20 protein-coding genes are annotated in these 23093 nt (G+C 66.3%); 14 read left to right on the top strand and 6 right to left on the bottom strand.

The window, feature by feature from the left end; all coding sequences use genetic code 11:
• Positions 1-25: 25 nt before the first annotated feature.
• Positions 26-430, bottom strand: a complete 405-nt coding sequence (locus IFT55_RS01220; RefSeq protein WP_192088573.1) for a hypothetical protein — start codon at positions 428-430, stop codon at positions 26-28.
• A 107-nt stretch (positions 431-537) separates the two neighbouring features.
• Between IFT55_RS01220 and IFT55_RS01225 the strand changes: the two genes are divergently transcribed.
• From IFT55_RS01225 to IFT55_RS01255, 7 genes are all read left to right on the top strand, one after another.
• Entirely contained in the window at positions 538-1122 is a 585-nt protein-coding gene (locus IFT55_RS01225; RefSeq protein WP_192088574.1) for an anthranilate synthase component II, read from the top strand.
• Positions 1119-2111, top strand: a complete 993-nt coding sequence (gene trpD / locus IFT55_RS01230; protein WP_192088575.1) for an anthranilate phosphoribosyltransferase — start codon at positions 1119-1121, stop codon at positions 2109-2111. Before IFT55_RS01225 ends, trpD begins: the two co-directional genes overlap by 4 nt.
• Entirely contained in the window at positions 2108-2884 is a 777-nt protein-coding gene (trpC, locus tag IFT55_RS01235) for an indole-3-glycerol phosphate synthase TrpC (RefSeq protein ID WP_192088576.1), read from the top strand. The genes trpD and trpC overlap by 4 nt, the downstream gene beginning before the upstream one ends.
• Entirely contained in the window at positions 2881-3348 is a 468-nt protein-coding gene (gene moaC, locus IFT55_RS01240) for a cyclic pyranopterin monophosphate synthase MoaC (protein WP_192088577.1), read from the top strand. The genes trpC and moaC overlap by 4 nt, the downstream gene beginning before the upstream one ends.
• Positions 3345-4523 carry a molybdopterin-binding protein gene (locus IFT55_RS01245; RefSeq protein WP_192088578.1) on the top strand — a complete coding sequence of 393 codons (1179 nt, stop codon included), beginning with the start codon at positions 3345-3347 and terminating at the stop codon, positions 4521-4523. Before moaC ends, IFT55_RS01245 begins: the two co-directional genes overlap by 4 nt.
• A 53-nt stretch (positions 4524-4576) precedes the next feature.
• Positions 4577-5233 carry a transcriptional repressor LexA gene (gene lexA, locus IFT55_RS01250; protein WP_192088579.1) on the top strand — a complete coding sequence of 219 codons (657 nt, stop codon included), beginning with the start codon at positions 4577-4579 and terminating at the stop codon, positions 5231-5233.
• Between the two features lie 533 nt (positions 5234-5766).
• Entirely contained in the window at positions 5767-6918 is a 1152-nt protein-coding gene (locus IFT55_RS01255; RefSeq protein WP_192088580.1) for an endo-1,4-beta-xylanase, read from the top strand.
• A gap of 362 nt (positions 6919-7280) precedes the next feature.
• On the opposite strand, the gene IFT55_RS01260 is transcribed toward IFT55_RS01255, so the two are convergent.
• Both IFT55_RS01260 and IFT55_RS01265 read right to left on the bottom strand, forming a co-directional pair.
• Complete coding sequence (locus tag IFT55_RS01260; protein WP_192088581.1) at positions 7281-11531, bottom strand: translocation/assembly module TamB domain-containing protein; 4251 nt, start codon at positions 11529-11531, stop codon at positions 7281-7283.
• On the bottom strand, positions 11531-13564 hold the full coding sequence (locus IFT55_RS01265; RefSeq protein ID WP_249403515.1) for an autotransporter assembly complex protein TamA: 2034 nt from the start codon (positions 13562-13564) through the stop codon (positions 11531-11533). Before IFT55_RS01265 ends, IFT55_RS01260 begins: the two co-directional genes overlap by 1 nt.
• A 370-nt stretch (positions 13565-13934) precedes the next feature.
• Here IFT55_RS01265 and IFT55_RS01270 point away from each other — a divergent pair, with 370 nt between their 5' ends.
• Positions 13935-14939: a YihY/virulence factor BrkB family protein gene (locus IFT55_RS01270; protein ID WP_342029197.1), complete on the top strand. Its 1005-nt coding sequence runs from the start codon at positions 13935-13937 to the stop codon at positions 14937-14939.
• Here the strand turns inward: IFT55_RS01270 and IFT55_RS01275 are convergent.
• On the bottom strand, positions 14936-15403 hold the full coding sequence (locus IFT55_RS01275; RefSeq protein ID WP_342029198.1) for a MarR family winged helix-turn-helix transcriptional regulator: 468 nt from the start codon (positions 15401-15403) through the stop codon (positions 14936-14938). The two genes, IFT55_RS01270 and IFT55_RS01275, sit on opposite strands and share 4 nt — an antisense overlap.
• Before the next feature lie 102 nt (positions 15404-15505).
• Between IFT55_RS01275 and gntA the strand changes: the two genes are divergently transcribed.
• Positions 15506-16204: a guanitoxin biosynthesis heme-dependent pre-guanitoxin N-hydroxylase GntA gene (gene gntA / locus IFT55_RS01280; RefSeq protein WP_192088583.1), complete on the top strand. Its 699-nt coding sequence runs from the start codon at positions 15506-15508 to the stop codon at positions 16202-16204.
• Positions 16201-16788: a DUF1989 domain-containing protein gene (locus IFT55_RS01285; protein ID WP_192088584.1), complete on the top strand. Its 588-nt coding sequence runs from the start codon at positions 16201-16203 to the stop codon at positions 16786-16788. Before gntA ends, IFT55_RS01285 begins: the two co-directional genes overlap by 4 nt.
• On the opposite strand, the gene IFT55_RS01290 is transcribed toward IFT55_RS01285, so the two are convergent.
• On the bottom strand, positions 16785-17543 hold the full coding sequence (locus IFT55_RS01290; RefSeq protein WP_192088585.1) for a prepilin peptidase: 759 nt from the start codon (positions 17541-17543) through the stop codon (positions 16785-16787). The genes IFT55_RS01285 and IFT55_RS01290 overlap by 4 nt on opposite strands.
• 102 nt (positions 17544-17645) lie before the next feature.
• Between IFT55_RS01290 and IFT55_RS01295 the strand changes: the two genes are divergently transcribed.
• From IFT55_RS01295 to mobA, 4 genes are read left to right on the top strand one after another with little or no spacing between them, the layout of a single operon-like run.
• The gene (locus tag IFT55_RS01295) at positions 17646-18830 is read left to right on the top strand and encodes an acetyl-CoA C-acyltransferase (protein ID WP_192088586.1); all 1185 of its coding nucleotides are present in this window, start codon (positions 17646-17648) and stop codon (positions 18828-18830) included.
• Positions 18831-18890: 60 nt separating this feature from the next.
• Positions 18891-21167: an FdhF/YdeP family oxidoreductase gene (locus IFT55_RS01300; RefSeq protein WP_192088587.1), complete on the top strand. Its 2277-nt coding sequence runs from the start codon at positions 18891-18893 to the stop codon at positions 21165-21167.
• Positions 21164-21940 carry a formate dehydrogenase accessory sulfurtransferase FdhD gene (gene fdhD / locus IFT55_RS01305; protein ID WP_446740695.1) on the top strand — a complete coding sequence of 259 codons (777 nt, stop codon included), beginning with the start codon at positions 21164-21166 and terminating at the stop codon, positions 21938-21940. Before IFT55_RS01300 ends, fdhD begins: the two co-directional genes overlap by 4 nt.
• Positions 21937-22491 carry a molybdenum cofactor guanylyltransferase gene (gene mobA, locus IFT55_RS01310; RefSeq protein ID WP_192088589.1) on the top strand — a complete coding sequence of 185 codons (555 nt, stop codon included), beginning with the start codon at positions 21937-21939 and terminating at the stop codon, positions 22489-22491. The genes fdhD and mobA overlap by 4 nt, the downstream gene beginning before the upstream one ends.
• Here the strand turns inward: mobA and IFT55_RS01315 are convergent.
• Positions 22430-23068, bottom strand: a complete 639-nt coding sequence (locus tag IFT55_RS01315; protein ID WP_192088590.1) for a L,D-transpeptidase family protein — start codon at positions 23066-23068, stop codon at positions 22430-22432. The genes mobA and IFT55_RS01315 overlap by 62 nt on opposite strands.
• Between the last annotated feature and the right edge of the window lie 25 nt (positions 23069-23093).

Below are 23093 nucleotides of genomic sequence, written 5' to 3' on the forward strand. Positions count from 1 at the left end.
GGCGAACGCGCGCCGGGCTACCGCGTCACGGAATACGGGCGGCGGCGGCCTGCGCCTGACGCTTTTCGGCGAACCACTGCCGCAGCATTGCCTGCGTACAGCCCGTCTGCCCCCCGGTACCGACCGGCGAACAGCTGTTCGGCGTGCCGACCCGCGCCGCGTCCATCGCGGTTTCGGCGCGTGCTGCCCAGCTCGACGCGACGGTCGCTTGCGACGGCGGATCGCGGAATCGTTTGGGAATGCGATACCGCTCGTTCTCGCCCAATCGCGCACACACCACGATCTCGTCATTGTCGGCGGGCTTGGGACAGGCTTCCTCGCCATAGACGGTGGCGTTGCGCACCTTGCGCGGCGGATCGGCCGGGGCGTCCTGCGCCATTGCGGGCGACGCGATCGCCAGCGCCAGTCCTGCCCATATCCGACCCGTCATCGCCATTCTCCTCGGCGCCACCTAACACCCGCAACAGATGAGCCGTCGCTGAACGCACGATCATTTCGGGACGTTGCACGACGGACATACCGCGCTATGGCGGACCCATGATCCTCGTCATCGACAATTACGACAGCTTCACCTGGAACCTCGTCCATTATCTGATGGAACTGGGCGTTGAGGTGAAGGTCGAGCGCAACGACGCGCTCAGCGCCGCCGACGCGCTGGCCAGCGGGGCCGACGGTTTCCTGATCTCGCCCGGTCCGTGCACCCCGACCGAGGCCGGCATCTCGCTCGATCTCGTCGCCGCGTGCGCGGAAACGGCACGCCCGCTGCTGGGCGTCTGCCTCGGCCATCAGGCGATCGGCCAGCATTTCGGCGGAAAGGTCGTGCGCGGCGGGTTGATGCACGGCAAGACCTGTCCGGTCGATCACGACGGCACCGGGCTGTTCGCCGGGCTGCCCGCCCCGTTCACCGCCACGCGCTATCATTCGCTGATCGTGACCGACGTGCCCGACTGTCTGGTCATCAACGCGACGGCGGCCGACGCCAGCGTGATGGGCTTCCGTCATCGTGAACTGCCAATCCACGGCGTGCAGTTTCATCCCGAAAGCATCGCCACCGAACATGGCCATGCGATGCTTGCCAATTTCCTGACCGCTGCCGGCATCCCGGCAACCGTACCGGCATGACCGTCACCACCCTCCTGCCCGATCCTGCGACCCCGCTATCGCATCAAAGCGCTGCCGAAGCATTTGCCGCAATCCTCGACGGTACGGTCGCCGACGCTACCATCGCCGCCTTCCTGATCGCACTGGGCGAACGCGGTGAAACCAGCATCGAGATCGCGGAGGCAGCGCGTGCCCTGCGCGCCCGGATGATCCCGATCGCCGCTCCTGATGGCGCGGTCGATGTGTGCGGCACCGGCGGCGACGGGCATCACACCCTCAACGTCTCGACCGCCGTCAGCCTCGTGGTCGCGGCGGCGGGTGTCCCGGTCGCGAAGCACGGCAACCGGGCGGCGTCGAGCAAGGCCGGCGCGGCCGACACGCTGGAGGCGCTCGGCCTCGACATGGCACGCGCCGGGGCGATGGCGGAAGCGACGCTGCGCGACATCGGCATCGCCTTTCTCTTCGCGGGCAATCATCACCCGGCGATGCGCCGCATCACGCCGATCCGCCAGCGCATCGGGCGGCGGACGATCTTCAACCTGATGGGACCGCTCGCCAACCCCGCGCGCGTGACCCGCCAGCTCATCGGCATCGCCCGCCCCGACTACGCACCGGTCTATGCCGAGGCGATGACGCTGCTCGGCACGGAAACCGCGTTGATCGTGTCGGGTGAAGAGGGGCTGGACGAGATTTCGGGTGCGGGTCCGACCGTCGTGGTTCCGGTCGGCATGACGCTGTCGCATCGCATCGCTCCCGAAGATGCCGGGTTGCCGCGCCACCCGATCGCCGCGATCAGGGGCGGCGACGCGGCGCACAACGCCTTGGCTTTGCGCCAACTGCTACAGGGTGAGACCGGCGCCTATCGCGATGCGGTGTTGCTCAACGCATCGGCGGCGCTGCTGATCGCCGACGCCGCTGCCGACCTGCGCGATGGTGTGCAGATCGCAGCGCAAGCGCTTGATTCCGGGGCAGCAAATCGCCTGCTCGGCCAATGGATCGCCTATTCATGACGATGCTCGACACGATCCTCGCCACCAAGCGCGCCGAGGTTGCCGAACGCAGCGCCCGCGCGACGATCGCCGATCTGGACGCCCGTGCGCAGGAACGCACGCCCCCTCGCGGATTTCGCGCGGCGCTGGATGCGACGCCCGGCCACGCCCTGATCGCCGAAATCAAGAAAGCCAGCCCGTCCAAGGGGCTGATCCGCGCTGACTTCGATCCACCGGCGCATGCCCGCGCCTATGCAGCGGGCGGTGCGGCCTGCCTGTCGGTCCTGACCGATATCAAATATTTTCAAGGTGCCGACGAATATCTGGTCGCCGCGCGCGCCGCCTGCGACCTGCCGGTCCTGCGGAAGGATTTCAATGTCGACCCGTGGCAGGTCGCCGAGGCGCGGTCGCTGGGCGCCGACGCGATCCTCATCATCGTCGCCGCGCTGTCCGATACCCAGATGGCGGAGATCGAGGCTGCTGCGATCGAGCGCGGCATGGACGTGCTCGTCGAGGTCCACGACCGGGCCGAACTGGACCGCGCGCTCACGCTGCGGTCGAGGCTGATCGGCGTAAACAACCGCAATCTCAAGGACTTCTCGGTCAGTTTCGAACGGACCTATGAACTGGTCGGCCATGCGCCGGCCGACTGTACCTTCGTTGCGGAAAGCGGCCTCGCCACGCGTGAGGATCTTGATGCGATGGCGGCGCACGGGGTGCGCTGTTTCCTGATCGGCGAGGCGTTGATGCGACATGCCGATGTGGAGGCCGCGACGCGGGCGATGATCGGATGAGCCTCACCCATCTCGACGCCGGCGGCAGCGCGCATATGGTCGATGTCGGCGGCAAGGCCGTGACGGCGCGACAGGCGGTGGCGACGGGACGTATCAGACTGTCGGGCGAAGCGCTGGCCGCGATCCGTGACGGGCTGGTCAAGAAGGGCGACGTGCTGGCGGTGGCCCGGGTCGCCGGGATCATGGCGGCGAAGCGGACCAGCGATCTGATCCCGCTGTGCCATCCATTGCCGCTGACGAAGGTCTCGATCGACTTCGCGTTCGAGGACGACGCGATCCGCGCCACCGCAACCGCCGCCACCGCCGGGCAGACGGGCGTAGAAATGGAAGCGTTGACAGCGACTTCGGTTACGCTCCTTACGGTCTATGACATGGCGAAGGCCATCGACAAGGCGATGGTGATCGAGGGCGTGTGCTTGCTGGAGAAGCGCGGCGGCAAGTCCGGCGACTGGGTTCGGTCGTGAATTTGCTGCCCGTCGCTGACGCGCAGGACCGCGTGCTCGCACTTGGCCGTCCGGCGCGAAGTGAGCCGGTGCCGATCGTCGACGCGATCGGGCGATGGGCAACGAAGGATATCGTCGCGCAGCGGACCCAGCCCGCCCGCCCGCTGTCGGCGATGGACGGCTATGCGATCCGTTTCGACGACCTGCCGGGGCCGTTCCGCGTCGTCGGCGAATCCGCCGCAGGTCGGTCATTCCACGGTCGGCTCGCCGGTGGCGTAGCGACCCGGATCTTTACCGGCGCGGCGATGCCCGACGGGGCGGATTGCGTGCTGGTGCAGGAAGAAGCGGCACGCGACGGCGATAAGTTGATGCTGGCGGGCGAAGGCCCGGTGCGGGGCGGCAACGTGCGGCGCGCAGGACTGGATTTCCGCACTGGCGACGTGCTGATCGCGGCGGGCGACCGGATTACGCCGGCTCGTGCGGCGGTGGCGGCGATCGGCGGACATGGGAGTCTGCCGGTCGGTCGCCGGGTCCGTGTCGCGATCGCCGCGACCGGTGACGAACTGGTTCCGGCGGGCCACCCGATCGGCGACGACCAGTTACCCGAAACCAATTGCCTGATGCTGGCGGGACTGCTTGCCGACCTGCCGGTCGACCGCATTGATCTCGGCATCTTGCCCGACCGGATGGACGTGCTGGTCGATGCGTTTAGACGCGTCGATTGCGACCTGCTGGTGACGACCGGCGGTGCCTCGGTCGGCGATCACGACCTGATCCGTCCGGCACTCGCCGAAGCGGGGGGGACGCTCGATTTCTGGCGGATCGCGCTGCGACCGGGCAAGCCGATGCTGGCGGGGCGACTGGGCGATGCCGCCGTGCTGGGCCTGCCCGGCAATCCGGTGTCGGCCTATATCACCGCGCTGCTGTTTGTGCGGCCGCTGGTCGCGCGCATGGCCGGTGCGGCGGATGCCCTGCCCCGCACGATCGCCGCGACGCTCGCCCATCCTTTGCCCGCCAATGGCGCGCGACAGGACTATCTGCGCGCCACCCTCACCGGCGCAACGGTGTCGACCGCCGCGATCCAGGACAGTTCGATGCTGCGCACGCTCGCCCGGTCGGACTGTCTGATCGTACGCGCGCCGAACGCCCCGGCGGCGGAAGCGGGCGACTCGGCGGAAATCCTGCAACTCGCTTGACGGGCAACAAATCGTTTCCTATTGGTTCCACGTCTGTTCCGACGGAGGACAATATGCTCACGCGTAAGCAGCACGAGCTGATCTGTTTCATTGATGACCGGTTGAAGGCGTCTGGCGTTTCCCCATCCTTCGAAGAGATGAAGGACGCGCTCGACCTGAAGTCGAAGTCCGGCGTGCACCGGCTGATCAGCGCGCTGGAGGAACGTGAGTTCATCCGCCGGCTGCCCAATCGTGCCCGTGCACTGGAAGTGTTGCGGATGCCCGATCGGCCGCTGGCGAAAAAGCCGGTAGCGAAGCCGGCAGCACGCACGACGCCTGCTCCGGCGAACGACGTCGTCGAACTGCCGTTGCACGGTCGCATCGCCGCCGGTCTGCCGATCGAGGCGATCGAGGGACAGGCGACGCTGCCCGTGCCCGCCGCGTTGCTAGGTGCCGGCGATCACTACGCGCTCGAAGTCGCCGGAGACTCGATGGTCGAGGCGGGTATTCTCGACGGCGATTATGCGCTGGTTCGCCGGACCGAGACGGCGCGGGATGGCGAAATCGTCGTCGCGCTGATCGAGGAAAGCGAAGCGACGCTCAAATATTTCCGGCGCGAAGGCGCGATGATCCGGCTCGATCCTGCCAATCGCAGCTACGATCCCCAGCGCTACCGGCCCGAACAGGTTCGGGTACAAGGCAAGCTTGCCGGGCTGTTGCGGCGGTACTGAAGAGGCAGGCGTTTCAGCCAGACTGTGCGACGGCAGGAATGAATGAGGGGGCCGGCTCTTCGGTAAGGAAGAGTCGGTCCCTGGATTAGTTCGCCTCCTTCGACCTCTACCGTTGGGATCGTATCGCCAGCTCGAATAACCGTGCTGCCAGCGTGGATCGACCTGCTCTTCGATGGCGCCGTTGCGGCTTGCAAGACGGTCACCGTACAAACCCGTGCCGGGAGCCATGGCGCCATATCGTTCAGCGTATGGGCGGTGCTAGGCAGCACATGGACGCAAGTGAACCACGCGACGAACCCGTGGTCGGCAACCGTGCGGGACAACTCCGGCGAAGGTAGATTCGACCTGCTCCCCGCAAGCCACCGTCCGGCAATTTGCGGTTTCTCGCGCACCGCGCGCAACAGTCCGCGCAGGGCGGATAGGGAGCCACTGTCGAGCGATTTGCGGTTTCCCGCGCACCATGCGACGTTCGGTCGTTGAGGGCTTTATCGCCCTGATCATTCCTATAGCCCGGTCACAGCGGAGTGCGTCGCATGCCCACCATCGACCGTCGGGCACTGCTTGCTGCCGGATTGGGGTTGTTCGCCGCCGGCACGGCCACTGCCGCGCCGTCACCGACGTTGAAGCAGGCCGCCGCATCCAAAGGCCGGCGGTTCGGATCGGCCTTCGCTTTCGGCACGCGTGGTGCCGATGCCGGGACCTTCGCCAACCCCGACTATGCCGCCTTGCTACGCCGCGAATGTGCCGTGCTAGTCCCGGAAAACGAGATGAAGTGGCAGGCAATTCGCCCCGCCGCAGACCGCTTCGACTTTGCCCGGTTCGACGCGATGGTGGCATGGGCGCACGTCAACGGCTTCGCGATACGCGGCCATACGCTGTTCTGGGCCTATAGCCGCTGGTTCCCGGAATGGCTTACCACCCATGACTTCGGGCACCGTCCGGCGATCGCGGCGGCGGCGATCCTGACCGATCACATCGATACCGTGACGGCGCGCTATGGGCAGCGGATCGACAGCTATGACGTGGTCAACGAAGCGGTCGATCCGGATACCGGGCAATTGCGTCAGACGGCGTTGTCCCACGCGATGGGCGGCACCGAACCGGTGCTCGACCACGCCTTTCGCACCGCCCGCGCCGCCGCGCCGCATGCTGAACTCGTCTACAACGACTATATGAGCTGGGAAGACCGCAACCAACACCACCGGGCGGGCGTGCTGACCTTGCTCGAAGGATTTCGGAAGCGCGGGGTTCCGGTCGATACGCTTGGCGTGCAGTCGCATATCGGGCTGTTCGCGCCCACGACCGATGCCGGCGCGCTGGCTCGACGGCTGGAACCCGGATGGCGGGAATTTCTCGATGCGGTCGTGGCAATGGGCTACCGGCTGCTCGTCACCGAACTGGACGTGCGGGACAAGGGGCTGCCCGTCGCGATCGGTCCGCGCGACCGGGGCGTGGCAGACTTCGCCCGCGCCTATCTCGACATCATGCTGTCCTACCCCGCGCTGGGCGACGTAATCGCGTGGGGCATGAGCGACCGATATAGTTGGCTGCGCACGTTCGAACCGCGCCCGGACGGTGCGCCGGCTCGCGGCTGCGCGTATGACAACGCGTTCCGGCCCAAACCGCTGCGCAGTGCGATGCTGGGTGCTTTGACCAATGCGGCGAGCCGTCGTCGCCCGCGGTGACGCCAGCGAGGCCGGATTGACAATCGATGTGATGGCGCAACCTTGCGGATTGCACGAACGCAACCCGGAACATGTCCGGACCGACGACACGAGGTCGCTTGTTAGCGGAACGTCGATCCCGCCGCGCACCGCGCGGATCGACCGGCCATCGAACCGACCGCATGAGCTAAGGGCCATAATGGAAGAATTGGGGCGGAAAGTTTTAAATACGGATAGGGCGGACCACAGGCCTTGGTTCGCCGATGACTCTCGACCCGTTAGGCTCCTGATCGACTGGAGCGGGTAGATATCGCGCCAAACAGATTAACGCGCCGCCATCGTGCCGGTTGGGGGTAGCATCCGCCGATGCCGCCCCTTTTTCCTCAATAGTCCCGACTGTAGCGTACCGACGCATTCGATCCACCGAACGATCCCGTCTGCGACAGCACGCTGAGCGTCCGGGTCAGCGCGATCTGGATCTGCGTGGCGGTAAAGCCGCGCGCGTCGGTGATGACTTCCAGATAGATGTCATCGGTCAGGTACTTGCCCGCCGCCAGCGACGTGCCACGTCCGGTCGCCTCGTCGCCGCCCAGCACGCGCAACCGATCGAACCCGGTTGCCGAACGCAGCTTGCCCAGCGGGTTAAGCCCGCCCCCGCCCGATCCGCGCAGCGAATTGAGCGCGGCGGCCAACTGGATCGCCTCGGTCGCCGACAGGTTCGTCACGGAGCTGCCGAACAACAGTCGCGACAACACTTCGTCCTGTGCCAGCGCCGGGGTGGAGCTGAACGCGATCTGCGGTGCCTGTGCGGTGCCGGTAACGTTGATCGTCGCGGTCACGCCCTCGGCGGTAGTGGTTGCGGCGATATCGATCCCCGGGTTGGTGAAGTTCTCGCCTTCGAAACGAATATTGCCGCGCTCGACCTCGAACCGCTTGCCCGCGAACGAATAGGTGCCGCGTACCAGTCGCAACTGGCCGTTGATGGTCGGCGCGGCGGACGTACCCGCGATGCGCAGGTCGGCCTCCCATTCGGACTCCAGCCCCATTCCCGACACGAACAGCCGGTTGTCCGCCCGGATGCGCAGCGCCAGCCGGAACAGCCCCGGCGGTGCCGCCGCTGCCTGCTGCTTCGCCGCTGCGGAATTGTTCGCATCGCTCTTGCGACGGACGCCGGTCAGTTCCGCGACGTCGGCCGCGCCCTGACGGATGATCTGGTAGCGTGCTTCGGGAATCGTAAGCTCGCCGGAGATCAGCCCGCCATCCGCTCCGTTCTGGATGCGGATATCGCCGCTGGCCGATGCGCCCAGCGCATCGCTGCTTGCCAGTTGGGCATTGCGCAATTGCGCGCGGATATCGATCGGAAAGCCGCTGTTCGCCGCCAATCCGACCGATCCCTGCGCCGCGACCGTGCCCTCGCCCGCCTTCGCGCGGAACTGGACCAGCTCGAACCGGTCGTTAGTGAACCGTCCGTTGACCCCGACATTGGTCAGCCGCGTGCCCAGTGCCTCGTTCTCGTACGTCAGGTTGTTCGCCCGGACGACGCCGGTCAGTTGCGGTGCCTGCACCCGGCCGGCAAAGTCCGCCGCGATGCCGATCGGTCCCGACAATTGCTGATCGGCAAACCCTGTGAACGAGAACAGCACGGCGGCCGGGCCGTTATACCGAATGCCGCCCGACAGCGGTGCCGCCAGCATCCGCGTGACCCACGATCCGCTGCCCGGTGGCAGAGGGGTCAGGTTCGCGACCATCCGTCCGACCGTGGTCGTGCCGCGCCGGACCAGCGCGCGTCCGGTGCCGCCTTCGGGACGAAGGTCGCCAGCGAACACGATATCGACAGGTTCGGAAACCGAGGCGAGGCTGGTCCGCTGGAAATTGCGGATCGTCAGCCGCGCGTCCGCGCGCGGGAAGCTCTGCCCCGCCGCCTCTGCAAAATCGAGGCTGCCGGTCGCGGTGCCGCCGACCCCGGTGCCGGGTACGAACGCGTTTATGATGCCGAGATCCAATCGGTCGAGCCGTGTCTGGATCGACATGCCGTTGCCATAGACGCCCGCCGCGCGGATCGAACCCTGCGCGAAGTCGATCCGCGTCGGGTACAGCCGGTATCCGCCTGCCGCCGGCGTGATCCGCGCCGGATTGACCGTACGGAACGGGATCGCATTGGCCATGCCCTGCAACGCCACCAGATACTGATCGGGGCTGAGCCGTGCATTCGCGGCTACCTTGAACGGCACCCCCGACGACCCTTCGGCGAACGCCTGTGCCGTGCCGCTTCCGCCGCGATAGTTGATCTTGGCGCGGCTGCGCTGGAGTACGAAATCGCCCATCGACAGGTTGGCGACCTGTGCGTCGGCGACGATCGCCGGCTGGTCGTACAGCACCGCGCTGGCGGTGATGATTGCGCGGCCGATGCGTAGTCCCATGTCGCCGGGAATGACGGCATTGTACGCACGGGCGTTGACGTCGGCACGCTGATAGCGCCCTTCCGCCCCAAGCCGGGCGACCCCGGCGATGCCCGATCCGGCGAAGTTAATCCGGCCGGTGAACGGGCCGGCATCGGTCGCCTGTACCCGTCCGTCGAAATTGACGCCCGCAAAGGTGGCCGAACGGATGTCGGCCGTCAGTCGCGGTCCGGTGGCGACGAGGACGTCGGCGCGGAACGGACCGTAATTCGTGCCGCCGGTCGCCTGTATCCCATAGCGATCACCCTGTCCCCGGACACGCGCTTCCAGATTGACGAGGCCGATGCCGACGCCCGGTCGGGCCGCACGCAGCAATACCTGCGGCGCCGCGACACTGCCGGTAACGCGCGCCGATAGCGGGCCGTATTGCGTGGAATAGGCATCCGCGTTGACCAGCAACGGCCCGGCCGGGTCATAGCGTCCCGACCCGCCGGTAATGCGGAACTGCGGCGCGTTCATTCGCAGGTTGGAAAAGGTGATGATACCGTCTGGATCGACCCCGACGTCGACCCGCGTGGTCGATACGTTCCCGCCGAGGAAGTTGCGGACACCGTCGTTGAACAGGCGCGTGGTCTGCGCCACCACCCGCCCCTTGATGCCGAACCCGCCCTGCGGCGCAGCGTACAGGCTGGCGTCGGTCGACAGGTTCAGGATGCCGATGCTGGCAACCTCATATTCGTTGATCCGCCCCTTGATCGCGCCGGTATAGCGTCCGGTGGTCAGGTTGGCGGCGACGATCGCCGTCGCGTCGATCCGGTCCGACCGGATGCGCAGATTGTCGGACAGCACCTGATCGCCTGAAATCGCCAGATCTCCGTTGATCGCGACGTTGGTGACCAGCCCGCCGACCGCGGCGTTCAGCCCGGTGATCCGTCGCGCCTTCGCCGCGATCGGGATCAGAATGCGGTCGGCGTCCACGGTGGCGCGACCTTCGGCATATAATTGCTCGACCGCGATCTCGCCGAAACCGATCGCCGCCGCCTGTACCTTGTAATCGACGGTCGGCGTGCCGAATCCGCCGTCCAGAACGACGGCGGCGCGCACCGAACGGCCGTTCAGATTGGGCGCGATCGCCCCCGGGGTCAGCAGCATCGCTTCGGTGCGAAAATTTCCGAACCGGCTGTTGCCCAGATCGATCAAACCGGCGGCGTCGACCGCCAGCGCACTGGAACGCAACCGGATACGCGTATCGGCCTTGCGGTCCGCCAGCGCGGCGTCGATCGCCACGTCAAGCCGCGGCGCGGTCAACCGTTCGACCGGCCCCTGGAGGATGAGTCCCGGCTGTGTCGATCCACGCACGGTAAAGCGTCCGTCGCGCCCGGTGATGGCAAGGTTTGCGAGCGGCCGTCCGCCCAGCGTGCCCGCCAGCCGGCCCTGCCAGTTGGCCCAGTCGCCGCGTCCGTCGATGCTCGCCGCGATCGGCGCGGTCAGCCCGGCCATGCCGGCGATCATGCCGTTCTGAGGGCCAGTGACTCGCGCCTGCACGTCGAACCGGTTGTCGTCGGGAACGGCGTCCAGCTTCAGCGCGATCCGGTCGCCGCCGGCCACGCCGGGCGCCGCGATCGTGGCCGCGTTCGCCGCCAGCTGCGCACGACGGTCGGCGATATGCACCTGTCCGTCGATTCGCGCGATATGACGCTGCCCGGTAACCGCCGCGCCGACTTCGATCCGGTCGACCTTCAACCGGTTCACGTCGATGTCGTAATCGGGCAGCAACGGCGCGTTCGGATCGCCCGGCGGTGTATCCTTCAATACAGGGTTGCGGACATAGCGGACCAGTGGGCTGGTCAGGCTGCGGATGTCGACATGGCCATTGGCGAACGCGAACGGCCGCCAATCGATGGCGATGGCCGGCGAATCGGCGAACACGCCGCGCGTATCGCTCAACCGCAGGTCGCGGATCGTCATCGCGCCATAGAGCGATCCATCGATCCGGCCGATATTGATCTTCAGCCCCGACGCAGTGGTGTATCCGTCAAGCTTGCCGACCAAAAACCGCCGCCCCGGATCGGTGTTGATCCCGAACACCGCGACCAGCGCGATCAGGATCAGCCCGGCCAGTACGATGCCGATCCATTTCACGATACGCAGCCACAATGGACGCCGCGCGGCGACATGGTCGGCCGCGGCGTAACCGGTTGCGGTGTCCGCGACAGGGTTCAGATCGTCAGCCATCAGAATGCCTGTCCGATCGAGATGTAGAGCGCGATCTTGGATTCCCCCGGTTTCCGCGCCAGCGGCGTCGCCACATCGACACGCATCGGCCCGAAATTGGTATAGAAACGTCCGCCGATGCCCGCGCCGAAGCGCAGGTCGGACGCGGTCGGCAGTGCGCTTTCATACACCTGCCCGGCGTCGATGAACGGCACGATGCCGAAATTGCCGAAGCGATAGCGCGCCTCGATCGCAAATTCGTTCAGGCTGCGCCCGCCGATCGGGCGGTTCAGGTTGTTGCCTTCGTCGTCCACCTCGGGCGTACGCGGCCCCAGTTCCTGGAACCCGAAGCCGCGAACCGATCCGCCGCCGCCGGCATAATAGCGCCGCGACGGTGCCAGATCGTCGCGCTCGATCCCCTGGATCGAACCGGCACGGGCGCGACCCGCGATGACGATGCTGTCGCCGATTGGGTAATATGCCGTCCCCTCGACCATGAACCGGCCATAAGGCCGTGCCGACCCCTGTACCGACGCCTCGGGACTGACGTTCAGTTTGATGCGGAACCCCTTGGTCGGATTGAGCAAATTGTCGGACGTATCGAACCCGGCGAACAGCGGCAGCGCCGCGATGCCATAAGTCTTGCGACGCCGCTCGCCCGCTTCGAAGTCGTACGTGTCTTCGTTGGTGCCGATCAGTTCGCCGCCATAGGCATAGGTGAAACGCTTCTGCCAGATCGGGGTCGAATCATATGACCAGCGGACGCCGAGCGTACCCGTGAATGCCTCGAACGCATCATAGTTCGAGCGGCTGGCGTTCGCGAGCACCTGGAAAGTGCGGTCGCGCCGTCCGGCGTTCGAACGGCGGAACGTGACGCCCAACCCCTGCTCCTGCGTTCCCGCCACACCGCGCACGATCAACGCGCCTTCGGGCGGGAACAGGTTGCGGTGCGTCCACGACCCTTCGACACGCAGTCCCTGTCCGGTGCCATAGCCGGCTTCTCCCGCCAGCGTGCGCGCCGGCCCGGCATCCTGCTTGACCAGTAGATTGACATATTCCGAGCCATCCGGTGCGATCTGGCCGGTACGCTGCGGCTCGACCGAAACGCCGGAGAACAATCCCGTCGCGACCAGCGCCGATCGAAGGTCGTCGACCTTGCGATTGTCGTACAACTCGCCGCGATCGAACCGCGCCAGCACGCCGACATGCTCGGCATCGAACGCCAGCTTGCCGGTGGTGGAATAGGTGCCGAACGACGCGCGCGGACCGGTATCGACCGGCAGTGTATACGCGCCGGTGACGGTCGTATCGTCGAGCAGGATATCGCGCTGTCCCACCTGCACGAACGGATAACCGCGCTGCGGCAACGTCAGGCTGACATTGGCCTCCGCGCCCTGCACCCGTTCGGCTTCGATCGGATCGCCGACCTTCAGCGGCAACGCGGCGTCGATCATGCCCGCCGGTACGGTCGGCTGCGCCACGATGCGGATCGATCCAAGCTTGTACTGCCGGCCGGGCGACGCGGTGACGACGGCGCGCAACCGTCCGCCCTGCGGCTGTTCGATCGCCGAAATGGCGGTGCCGTCATAATAGCCCTTGGCATGCATGATGCGGACGGCCAGCTGCTCGTCCTCTTTCGCGCGTGCCTGCACCATCGTCGCGTTCGCGGCCTTGCCGTCGCCTTCTTCCAGCGCGGACAGCGACCGGAACTGCGCCGTGCCATCGATATCGTCCAACCCGTTGATGACGGTGTCGTACCGGATCACGACCGCGCGGGCATCGTCGACGCCCGCGACCTCGACCGGTTCGACGTTGAAGCTGTTCAGCGGGGGCAGCGGCTGCGCCAGCTCGGGCGCTTCGGTCAGCACAGCGTCGGGCAGCGTCTCGGCGGGGACGGCGGCTTCGCTGGCCGGAACGGTGGGGCGCGGCGCGGCAACGGGTGCCGGCGGGGTGGTTTGCGCCTGCACGCCGGCCTGTGGCACCGGGGCGGCGGGCGCGTCGAAACCGGCGATCGGTTCCAGCGGGGCATTGATGTCACCCGAAAGCGACGGCATCGCCGCGTCGAATTCGGGATCCGGTACGATGGGGCCTTCGTCAGGCGCCTGTGGTGGTGGGGCGTCGGGTGCCTGTGGCGGTCGGGTTTGATCGGCAACGACCGGCTGGACCGTGGCGACAGTCTGAAGCGCTACTGGCCATGCTACCGGCGACGCATTCGCGGCTGCCGGTGCAAGCACCGATCCTGCCAGCAAGGCCCGGATCGCGCGGCTCCGAAAATTCCCCAACAATCGTCCCCGTACGCTCATTCGGGTTGCGGCGCACAACCCCCCTTGCCCGCTGAACGCGTTGCGGACGATTTGGTTCATAACAACCCGATGCATCCCAATCGCGTTGCGGACGTTGCACTGTGCATCCAAGGGGACGTCCGTGACCGATACCGCAGTGCAAACCGATCCAGCGACCATTCCGGGCGGCCAATCCGCCCACCCCGGTCAGCATCCATGGGCGGCATGGAAAGCAATTTTCGGCCGGGTCTATGTGATGGTCGGCTATCACAACCTGACGCTGATGGCGGCGGGAGTCGCCTTCTATGCGTTCCTGTCGATCGTGCCGATGCTGGGCGCGATCGTCATGACCTATGGCCTGATCGCCGATCCCGAAGCCGTATCGCGCCATATGCAGACGATTTTCGAACTGGTGCCTGCGGATGCCGCCCGGTTGATTTCAGACCAGTTGATCGCCGTCGTCACCACCGCCGCCAGTCAAACCGGTTTCGGGCTGGCCATCGCGCTGTTCTTCGCGATCTATGGCGCGATGCGGGCATCAAGTGCGATCATCCAGGCGCTGAACGTGATCTACGAAGAGGAAGACGAACGCAGCATCATCACCACGACGCTGTTGTCGGCGATGATTACGCTGGCCGCCGTAGTTGCCGCGATCGTCGGCATCCTATCGGCGGGCGTGCTGACGTGGTTGCGCAACGCGACTTCGTTCCTCGGCACCGGCGGCGCGATCGCGATCCAGGCGACGACGTGGCTGGTCGCGGGCGGCATCGCCAGCGCAGCAATCGCCTTCGCCTATCGCTACGGCCCCGACCGTGCACGGGCGCGCTGGCGCTGGCTGTCGGTCGGGTCGACGGCTGCCACGGTACTTTGGCTGCTGGCGACGGTGCTGTTCGGCATCTATGCCGCGAACTTCGCCAACTACAACGCGACCTATGGCGCGTTGGGTGCGGTCGTGGTGCTGCTGATGTGGCTGTTCGTTTCCAGCCTTGCCATCCTGATCGGTGCGGAGATCAATGCCGAAGCGGAGCGGCAGACGGCAGTGGATTCCACGACCGGTCGCCCGCGTCCGATCGGCCACCGTGGCGCACGCATCGCCGACACGCTGCCCAGCAAGCGTCAGCAGAAGCCCCGGCGGGACAAATATTAAGGACGGACGCCGCCGACCGTTTCTTCCAGCGCATCCGCCGCAGCCTGTATCCGGGTCAACATGTCGCGCAGCACGTCGGTCTCCGCCGCATCGAACCCGGCGAACAACTGCTCCTCGATCGCCAGCGCACGCGGCGCTACGTCGTCATACAGGGTGCGCCCGGCGGGGGTCAGGTCCAGCAGGTGCGACCGCTGGTCGCTGGCGTTGGCGCGACGTTCGATCAGTCCGCGATCGACCAGCGCGATCGCGGCGCGGCTGACCGTCACCTTGTCCATGCGGGTAGCGACGCACAGCGCCTGTTGCGTGATGCCGTCGGCTTCCGCGATCACCGTCACCAGCCGCCATTCGGGAATTCGCAGCCCAAACAGCGAACGATAAGTCGATGCGATCGCGTCCGACACGCGGTTCGACGCGATCGACAGGCGATAGGGGAGGAAATCATCCAGAAGCAGGCGTTTGGTCACGACCCTGTGTTGCCGCTGTCGCTTTTCACGTCAACCGTGACGGAACCGCCGCATTAGTCGAAACGTACTATTCGCCCAACAACCGGGTCGGGATCTCCGCAAATGTTCAACTGGAAGCACGAGGCGCAGGATCGTCTCGAAGCAACCCTGTTCGCCCATGTCGAGGACCGGGCGTTTCCATGCGTTGGGGCCAAATCAGCGATGGCGAAGGGAACGCTCGACGTTCTTGCCTGCTCGCGGATCGATAGTGCGTGGGACGACGTACGCATTCATGATTCGCTGATGCGGCTTGCAGAACGCTATCGTCAGGACCGCGCGATGTATCGTAGCTTCGCGGTGGTGTTCGAAGGGCCGGACGACCTGTCCGAACCGGCGTTCGAACGCGCGCTGTGGGATCGTGTCCAGTCGCTGTCGGACAAGGACGTGTGGCGGGGGCAGGATTATGACCCGCGCGTGAGTACCGATCCCGACAACCCCCATTTCTCGCTCAGCTTCGGCGGAGAGGCGTTCTTCATCGTCGGGTTGCACCCCAACGCCAGCCGTCCCGCGCGACGCTTCGAACGGCCGACGCTGGTGTTCAACCTGCACGACCAGTTCGAACGGCTGCGCGCCGAGGGCAAGTACGAGGTCATGCGCGAAAAGATCCTCGTGCGCGACGAAGCACTGGCGGGAAGCCGCAACCCGATGCTCGCGCGTCACGGTGCGTTGAGCGAGGCACGGCAGTATAGCGGACGGGTCGTCGACGACCGCTGGGCGTGCCCCTTCCACTATTCGGGCGAAGCGTCGGGCGACGCGAAATGACCGTCACGATCCCCGAGCGGTCGGGCACCGCGTTCCTGCTGATGGCCGGCGAGACGCTTACGGTGATCGATCCGCGCGGCGAACAGGTCGCCGATCTGCTGGCGTTCAGCGCCGACGATCTGGACGAGGTCGTGTCGTCCGGCCGGACGCTCGATTATGCCGAGACGATCTATCTGACGACCGGCCATTCGCTGTATTCGAACCGCAGCCGCGTGCTGCTGGAGATCGTAGCGGATACGGTCGGGCGGCATGATTTCTTGCTGACGCCGTGTTCGTACGACACGTTCCACCATTTTTATCCCGATTTACCGCCCCATCGCGGGTGTTTCGGCAATCTGGCAGAGGCACTGGCACCGTTCGGCGTCGTGCCGGACCGTATCCCCGTGGCGTTCAACTGCTTCATGAACGTGCCGGTCGATGGCGAGACGGGCAAGCTGCGCGTCCTGCCGCCGATCTCCAAGGCGGGCGATTCGATCAGCTTCCGCGCGGCGATCGATCTGGTGATCGGGCTGACCGCATGTTCAGCCCCTGATTCGAACGGCGGAACATTCAAGCCGATCGAATATCGCATCGATCCGGTCTAACCGACCGCCTGCGCCATCCATCCGCCGAACGCCGCGGCCGCCAATAGTGTGCCCAGCGGCAGCCGATCGGTCGCCCGTATCCGCCGCCCGCCTGCCGCCGCGATTGCCACGCCCATCAGCCCGATCAGGCACGCGCCCAGCAGCACGCCCGGCAGCGCCGCCCAGCCGAGCCACAGCCCGATCGCGCCGAACAGCTTCGGATCGCCACCGCCCAGCCCGATCCGGCCGCGCAGCCGTCGATAGCCGGCCGCCACCAACCACAGGCTGACGAACCCGGCGACCCCGCCCCATGCGCGCGCGACCGGAGCGGGGGCCAATCCCGCCAGCCCGCCGGCCAGCCCCGTTACCGCCAGCAACCCGGTCAGCCGGTCGGGCAACCAGAAGGCGGCCAGATCGACCGCGCCCGCCGCCAGCAACAACCACCCGAACCCCGCCCCGGCGACCCCGGCCAGCCCCGGTGCCAACCATCCGGCGATCACGCCGATCGCCAGTCCGCACAGTTCGATCACGACGTGCGACCGGTCGATCCGCCCTCCGCAGGTCGCACACCGCCCGCGCCGGAAAACGAAGGTCAATACCGGCACCAGATCGCGCGCGCGCAGCACCGTACCGCACGCATCGCATCGCGACCGTCCGTCGGCGACAGATCGCCCGGCAGGCCACCGGATCGCCAGCGTCGCGATGAAACTGCCAAACACTGCGCCGAGCAGTCCGAGCAGGATCGGCCAGAAGGCGGCGGGCAGGCTGTCGGACATCGCTCCGCCCTACCCGCTCCCCTCGCGATCCGCCAGATTGCCGCCGTGACCCCGCCGCCCTAGATATCGTATCAAGAGAAACGAGAAACTGTGGAGAGCCTCATGTCCGATCCCGTCGTCATCCTGTCCTACGCCCGTACGCCAATGGGCAGTTTTCAGGGCAGCCTGTCGGGGGCGACCGCGACGCAACTGGGTGCGACGGCGGTCGGGGCGGCGGTCGAACGGGCCGGCGTTCCAGGCGATGCGATCGAGCGCATCTATATGGGCTGCGTCCTGCCCGCCGGGCTTGGACAGGCACCCGCGCGACAGGCGGCGATCGGGGCCGGACTGCCCGCCCATGTCGAGGCGACGACCGTGAACAAGATGTGCGGATCGGGCATGCAGGCCGCGATCATGGCCGCCGACGCGCTGGCCGCTGGATCGGCCGACCTGATCGTAGCGGGCGGGATGGAGAGCATGACCAACGCCCCCTATCTTTCGCTACGTCACCGGTCGGGCGCGCGGATCGGGCACGACCGCCTGATCGATCACATGTATCTCGACGGGCTGGAAGACGCCTATGAACCCGGTCGGCTGATGGGCAGCTTTGCCGAGGAGAGCGCCGCCGAATATCAGTTCACCCGCGATGCCCAGGATGCGTTCGCGATCGAATCGCTCCACCGCGCACAGCGGGCGCAGGCAGAAGGTGCGTTCGATCGCGAGATCGTGACGGTGGAGATCGAAGGCCGCAAGGGCCGCACCACCGTTCGCGTCGATGAACAGCCCGCGCGCGGCGACGTTGCGAAGATTCCGACGCTCAAACCCGCCTTTTCCAAAGAAGGTACGATCACCGCGGCCAACGCATCGTCGATATCGGACGGTGCCGCCGCGCTGGTGCTGACCCGCGCATCGGTTGCCGACCGGCTGGGGATCACCCCGATCGCACGCGTCGTGGCGCATGCCGGTCATGCCCATGCCCCGTCGCGCTTCGCCAGCGCACCCGTCTTCGCGATGCGCAAGGCGTTGGAGCGCGCAGGCTGGTCGACCGGCGACGTCGACCTGTTCGAGGTGAACGAGGCGTTCGCCTGCGTCGCGATGATCGCGATTCACGATCTGGGCCTGCCGCACGACGCGCTGAACATCCATGGCGGTGCCTGTGCGCTGGGGCATCCGATCGGCGCGAGCGGTGCGCGGGTGCTGGCGACCTTGTTGTCCGCGCTGGAGACGACCGGTCAGCGGCGCGGACTGGCATCGCTGTGCATCGGCGGTGGCGAAGCGACCGCGATGGCGGTCGAACGGATTGGATAAAGGGAACTTTCCGGCGCATCCCCGCGTCCAGGATTGATAGCTCTGGCGGGAAGAAACGACGTGGCGGATCGCAGCGATACGGTAGGATATGACGACCCGGCCGGCGGCTGGGGATCGGTCAAGGGCATGTCGAAGATTCTGGCGAAGGAGCGCAACCGCCCTGCCGCGTTGGCGCAGCTTGCCCGCCAGAACAAGCCGAAGGGGTTCATGTGCACATCCTGCGCATGGGGCAAGCCGGCCGAGCCGCATCCTTTCGAATTCTGCGAGAACGGTGCGAAGGCGACGTTGTGGGATCTGACGCCCAATCGCTGCGGTCCCGATTTCTTCGCGAAGCACAGCGTCACCGAACTGAAGGGCTGGAAGGACTTCGACCTCGAACATGAGGGCCGGCTGACGCACCCGATGCGATACCACCATGCGACCGACCATTATGTCGAATGCAGCTGGGACGAAGCGTTCGCGGCGATCGGTGCCGAACTGAAGGCGATCGACCCGAAAAAGGCGATCTTCTACGCCTCGGGTCGTGCCAGTCTCGAAACCTCGTACCTTTTTGCGCTGTTCGGTCGGCTCTACGGGCACAACAACCTGCCCGACAGTTCGAACATGTGCCACGAAACGACGTCGGTGGCGCTCAAGAAGACCATCGGCGCGCCGGTCGGCACGTCGGTGCTCGACGATTTCGAACATTGCGACGCGATCTTCTTCTTCGGCCAGAATACCGGGTCCAACAGCCCGCGCTTCCTGCACCCGCTACGCGACGCGGTGAAGCGCGGCTGCAAGATCGTTACGTTCAACCCGGTCAAGGAACCGGGACTGATCGCGTTCACCGATCCGCAGAACCCGATCGAAATGGCGACGCGGACGTCGACGCCGATCTCCAGCCAATATCATCAGGTCCGTCCCGGCGGCGACGTGGCGGTACTGATCGGCTTGGCGAAGCACGTTTTCGCCGTCGAGGACGCAAGCTGGGCGGCGAACAAGGTCCATGTCCTCGACGTCGACTTCATCGCGCAGCATACCCACGGCTTCGACGCGTTCGAAACGATGGTCCGGGCGACCGACTGGGCCGATATCGAACGCGAGAGCGGGCTGACGCGTTCGGCGATCGAGGCGGCGGGGCAGGTCTATGTCGAAGCCGATCGCACGATCGGCATTTACGGCATGGGCCTGACCCAGCAGGTGCACGGATACGACAATGTCGCGACCTACGTGAACCTGATGCTGATGAAGGGGAATATCGGACGCGACGGGACCGGCATTTCGCCGGTGCGTGGCCACAGCAACGTGCAGGGCCAGCGCACGGTCGGTATTTCGGAAAAGCCTGAACTGGTGCCGATGGACCGGCTGCGTGAGCTGTATGACTTCGAACCGCCGATGGACCATGGCCACAACACCGTGACCGCAGCCGAAGCGATCCTGTCGCGCGATATCGATGCGTTCGTATCGCTGGGCGGCAATTTCTTGCGCGCGATCCCCGATCTCGAACGGGTCGAGGCGGCGTGGCCGGACATCCGCCTCACCGTTCAGATCGCGACGAAGCTGAACCGCAGCCACCTCATCAACGGCAAGGTCGCGTATCTGTTGCCCTGTCTGGTGCGGACTGAGGTCGATCAGCAGGCGGGCGGCGAACAGATCGTGACGATCGAGGATACGTTCAGCCACATCCACGGTTCGATCGCGACGCATCCCCCCGCCAGCGAACATCTGAAGTCTGAAGTCGCGATCGTCGCGGGCATCGCCAAGGCGACGCTGCCGCCCAACCCGAACGTCCACTGGGACGAATGGACCGGCGATTATGCGAAGATCCGCAAGCTGATCGAAGCGACCTACCCAGAAGAATTCCATGATTTCGAGAACCGGATGTTCCAGCCGGGTGGCTTTTACCGCGGCAATCCGGCGCGCGAACGGGTGTGGAAGACCGAAAGCGGCAAGGCCGAATTCACGATCCCCAAAACCCTGTCGGGCACCGCGATCGAAGACGCGCCGGGACGGTTGCGCCTCATCACCCTGCGATCGAACGATCAATTCAATACGACCATTTACGGCTATGACGACCGTTTCCGGGGTATTTCGGGAACGCGTGACGTGCTGCTGCTGAGCCCGAAGGAAATCGAGCGGGCCGGGCTGCACAAGGGACAGGTGGTCACGCTGGTCGGCGACGGTGACGACGGCATCGACCGGCGGGTGCGAGGATTGAAGATCATTCCGTTCGATCTGCCCGATGGATGCATCGCGGGATACTATCCCGAATTGAACCCGCTAATCCCTCTAGGCTGGCACGATATCGAATCGAAGACGCCGGCGGGCAAGGCGGTCCCGGTACGTATCGAGGCGTGAGCGACGCGACGACGGACGCGACGTTCACCCGGATATCGGCGTCGGGCGACATGGTCGAGCAGCCGCGTGCCGTCGCGATTGAGGCACCGGTCGCGATCGAGGTGAATGGCCTCGGCTATGCCGTGCTGATGGCGACGCCCGATGATCTGGTCGATCTCGCCTATGGCTTCGTGCTTGCCGAGCGGCTGGTCGACCACGCGGGACAGGTGGTCGAGGTCGACATGCATCCGGTGGCGACGGGTACGATGCTGCGCGTGACACTGACGCCGGAATGCCATTCGCGTGTCGCGGATCGCGTGCGCCACCGTGTGTCCGAGTCCTCGTGCGGACTCTGCGGCATCGAGAACCTGGAACAGGCGCTTCGCCCGCTGCCGCCGGTCATCGCCCGATCGCGCGCCGAAGCGACCGGAATTTTCCGGGCGGCAGCGGCGCTTCGCGATCATCAACCGCTGGGCCGCGCGACGGGTGCCGCGCATGCCGCCGCGCTGTGTGCCGCCGATGGCGCGATCCGGTTGGTCCGTGAAGATGTCGGACGGCACAATGCGTTCGACAAGCTGATCGGGGCCATGGCGCGCGGTACGACCGGCTGGGACGGCGGCTTCGCACTGCTGTCGTCGCGCTGTTCGTTCGAACTGGTAGAAAAGGCCGCGTTGGCCGGGTGTCCTCTATTGGCGACCCTGTCGGCGGCGACCAGCCTTGCGCTGGAGCGCGCGGCCGCCGTAGGACTGCCGCTGCGCACGCTGGTGCGCGCCGATGCGATGCTCGCATCATGAGAAGCGTGCTCGGCGCGATCCTCGCCGGTGGACGCGCGACCCGCTTCGGCAGCGACAAGGCGCTGGCCTTGCTGGATGGCACGACGCTGATCGACCGGGTGGCGGGGCGGTTGCGACCACAGGTCGATGCGCTGATCGTTGTCGGCCGAACGCATGTCGACCCGCCCGGCGTGCCCGACCGCCCTGCCCCCGATCTGGGGCCGCTGGGCGGGATCGCGGGTGCGCTGCATCATGCCGCTGCGCATGGCTACGACCATGTGCTCAGCGTGCCATGCGATGCGCCCGCGCTGCCCGGCGACCTGCGTGCGATACTGGACGCGGCGGGGGACGCCGCCTTTCTCGACGCGCTGCCGGTGGTCGGATGGTGGCCGGTGTCCGCCGCGACCGTGATCGACCGGCTGTTGTCGGACGACGGATCGCGCGCCGTACGCGCGTTCGCCGATGCGATCGGCGCGGTCGGCTGCCGGACCGGGCAACCGATCGCCAACGTCAATACGCCGGACGATCTAGCGCAGCTGGGTCGGTCGCCGAACGCCCCCGTCCCGCGCTGACCCGGTCGTCACCGACGGCCATCGCGTCGATCCCTATCGGATCGATCCGTGGCGGCTCCCCCGCCGGACGGTATGCGGGAAACGCGATGACGTCGTTGACCACCGCGACCTGTCCACCCAGTCGGGTGACCGCGAACAGCGCCTCTGCGAACGCGGTCGGGATGCGGATGCATCCGTGCGACGCCGGAAAGCCCGGCAGGTTGCCGGCGTGCAGCGCCACCCCGCCCCATGTCAGCCGCTGCATGAACGGCATCGGTGCGTTGGCATACAGATTGGATCGATGGAACGGCCGCTTTTGCAGGATGGTGTATTCGCCGATCGGCGTGGTCTTGCCCGGCTTTCCGGTCGACACCGTGGTCGCTCCGATCAGTTGCTGCCCGCGATAGACGAACGCCATCTGCATCGGCACGCTGACGACCATACTGACCGGTCCGGGGAGCGTCGGATCGTCGGCCCAGCGATGATCGCCCGGCCGCATCGCCAACACCGCGCGCTCGACCGCCAGTCCGCGTGCATCCTGTGCAACCGCCGGAACAGTCGTCGCGACCAGCGCCAGAGTCAGGCGTACGATGTGCATGCCGACGATACTCCAACGACGCGTT

It is taken from the genome of Sphingomonas sp. CFBP 13720 (assembly GCF_014842075.1).
Taxonomy (GTDB): domain Bacteria; phylum Pseudomonadota; class Alphaproteobacteria; order Sphingomonadales; family Sphingomonadaceae; genus Sphingomonas.

Excerpts from the sequence above, each read along its gene's own strand:
- IFT55_RS01290 (WP_192088585.1), bottom strand. The coding sequence starts at position 17,543 with ATGTCCGACAGCCTGCCCGCCGCCTTCTGGCCGATCCTGCTCGGACTG.
- mobA (WP_192088589.1), top strand. The coding sequence starts at position 21,937 with ATGAGAAGCGTGCTCGGCGCGATCCTCGCCGGTGGACGCGCGACCCGC.
- IFT55_RS01285 (WP_192088584.1), top strand. The coding sequence starts at position 16,201 with ATGACCGTCACGATCCCCGAGCGGTCGGGCACCGCGTTCCTGCTGATG.
- trpC (WP_192088576.1), top strand. The coding sequence starts at position 2,108 with ATGACGATGCTCGACACGATCCTCGCCACCAAGCGCGCCGAGGTTGCC.
- IFT55_RS01255 (WP_192088580.1), top strand. The coding sequence starts at position 5,767 with ATGCCCACCATCGACCGTCGGGCACTGCTTGCTGCCGGATTGGGGTTG.
- lexA (WP_192088579.1), top strand. The coding sequence starts at position 4,577 with ATGCTCACGCGTAAGCAGCACGAGCTGATCTGTTTCATTGATGACCGG.
- moaC (WP_192088577.1), top strand. The coding sequence starts at position 2,881 with ATGAGCCTCACCCATCTCGACGCCGGCGGCAGCGCGCATATGGTCGAT.
- IFT55_RS01225 (WP_192088574.1), top strand. The coding sequence starts at position 538 with ATGATCCTCGTCATCGACAATTACGACAGCTTCACCTGGAACCTCGTC.
- IFT55_RS01260 (WP_192088581.1), bottom strand. The coding sequence starts at position 11,531 with ATGGCTGACGATCTGAACCCTGTCGCGGACACCGCAACCGGTTACGCC.
- IFT55_RS01220 (WP_192088573.1), bottom strand. The coding sequence starts at position 430 with ATGACGGGTCGGATATGGGCAGGACTGGCGCTGGCGATCGCGTCGCCC.
- IFT55_RS01315 (WP_192088590.1), bottom strand. The coding sequence starts at position 23,068 with ATGCACATCGTACGCCTGACTCTGGCGCTGGTCGCGACGACTGTTCCG.
- IFT55_RS01265 (WP_249403515.1), bottom strand. The coding sequence starts at position 13,564 with ATGCCGTCGCTTTCGGGTGACATCAATGCCCCGCTGGAACCGATCGCC.
- IFT55_RS01295 (WP_192088586.1), top strand. The coding sequence starts at position 17,646 with ATGTCCGATCCCGTCGTCATCCTGTCCTACGCCCGTACGCCAATGGGC.
- trpD (WP_192088575.1), top strand. The coding sequence starts at position 1,119 with ATGACCGTCACCACCCTCCTGCCCGATCCTGCGACCCCGCTATCGCAT.
- gntA (WP_192088583.1), top strand. The coding sequence starts at position 15,506 with ATGTTCAACTGGAAGCACGAGGCGCAGGATCGTCTCGAAGCAACCCTG.